This window comes from Pseudomonas sp. HP_12 (assembly GCF_055283955.1).
This window is the reverse complement of the sequence record NZ_JBTOQG010000011.1, coordinates 46,050-47,596: the sequence shown is the minus strand read 5'-3', so window position 1 is coordinate 47,596 and position 1,547 is coordinate 46,050. Positions and strand designations below refer to the sequence as shown.

General features: G+C 62.1%; 1 protein-coding gene. It reads right to left on the bottom strand.

Annotated features, from left to right (window positions below; all coding sequences use genetic code 11):
• Positions 1-128 precede the first annotated feature (128 nt).
• Entirely contained in the window at positions 129-1,469 is a 1,341-nt protein-coding gene (locus ACYASU_RS09860; protein WP_463582675.1) for a lysine N(6)-hydroxylase/L-ornithine N(5)-oxygenase family protein, read from the bottom strand.
• Between the last annotated feature and the right edge of the window lie 78 nt (positions 1,470-1,547).

Below are 1,547 nucleotides of genomic sequence, written 5' to 3'. Positions count from 1 at the left end.
TCTTTCACCTGTTTGTATCGGCAAGGCTCAACCCGCAGGCCGCGCAAAGGCGGCCCACAACGTTGTGAGAAAAGAGTGGGTGGCCGTTTACGACCACCGCAGTGACGGGCTTTTTTGAAGGCCCGGGCTTAGCGCGCGAGCTTCAGCGCTACGCGAGGCTCAGCCTGCAACGACCCATGCCCTGAGCGCGCCGAACACGGTTGCGCCTGATCGCCGAAGATCGATTCGACGACCTCCTGAGAACGGATCGCCAGCACCGACAACAGGGTGTCGCTCAAACCGTGGCTGTCTTCGCAGCAACCCTGCAGGAAAATCCCCGCTTCGCTGCCGGGGGTCAGGGGCAAGCGGTAATGACGGTCAACGTTGGCGCCCTGGATGTATTGCTGAATACCCGAGAGCAGCTCCAGGTGATAGTCGCGGCGATAACCAGTGGCGAGCACCACGACGTCGAAGGTCTCGCTGTGCATCTGGTCATGGGGCGCATCGCGCAGGAACAGCTCGATGCCGTCGGCGGCGACTTCGGCGTGCACCACTTCGCGGTTGGTGAGCATGCGGTGACGCTCTTCGCCGCGCACCTTCTGCTGGTACATGCGCTGGAAGATGGTCTCGATCAGGTCGGTGTCGACCACTGAATAGTTGGTGTTGCGGAACTCGTCGAACAGCGCGACGCGGCGCTCCTGACTGTGGTTGAAGATGGTGTCGGTGAACGACGGGTTGAAGATCTGATTGACGAAGGGGCTGTCATCGGACGGTTTCAGCGCACTGCCACGAATCACCAGCGTGGCCTCAACATTGTCGAAGCGCGAGGCCAGGTCTTCGAAGATTTCCGCCGCGCTCTGGCCGCCACCGACCACCGCCACGCGCACCGGGCCAGGGCGATTGGCGAGGAGTTTTTCGATGCCGCCGCGATAGCCGGCAGAATGCAGCACGCGCGCGTCTTCAAGTCCGTCGAAGGCCACCGGCGCCTGGGGAATGCCGCCGATGCCGAACACCAGATTGCGCGCGCGACGACGGGAGATTTCGCCGTGCTCATCGCGAGACAACACGTCCATGGCGACAAAGCGGCCGTCTTCGAAATGCGGCTCCACCGACATCACTTCGGCACCGTAATGGGCCTGTTCGTTGAAGTGAGACGCGGCCCAGGTCAGGTAGTCCGTGTACTCCTCGCGGGTCGGAAAGAAGGTCTTCAGGTTGATGAAGTCCTGCAGGCGGCCGCGCTCGTTGAGGTAGTTGACGAAGGTGAAACGGCTGGCCGGATTGCGCAGGGTCACCAGGTCCTTGAGGAAGGAAATCTGCATGGTGGAACCGTCGATCAGCATGCCTTCGTGCCAGTTGAACGCCGGCTTTTTCTCGAGGAAACACACGTGGGGCGCCAGACCGCTGCGCTGGGCATGCTCCTGGGTGGCAATGGCCAAAGCCAGGTTCGACGGGCCGAAACCGATGCCGATGAAGTCGTAGACGAGTTCCATGCTTCCCTCTCGTAAGGCGCGATGCGCGATCGACTCCGGCAGCCGGACGACAAGGTCGCTGGCGCCGGATGGCAGTTC

Coding starts and splice junctions, on each gene's coding strand:
- ACYASU_RS09860 (WP_463582675.1), bottom strand. CDS start 1,469: ATGGAACTCGTCTACGACTTCATCGGCATCGGTTTCGGCCCGTCGAAC.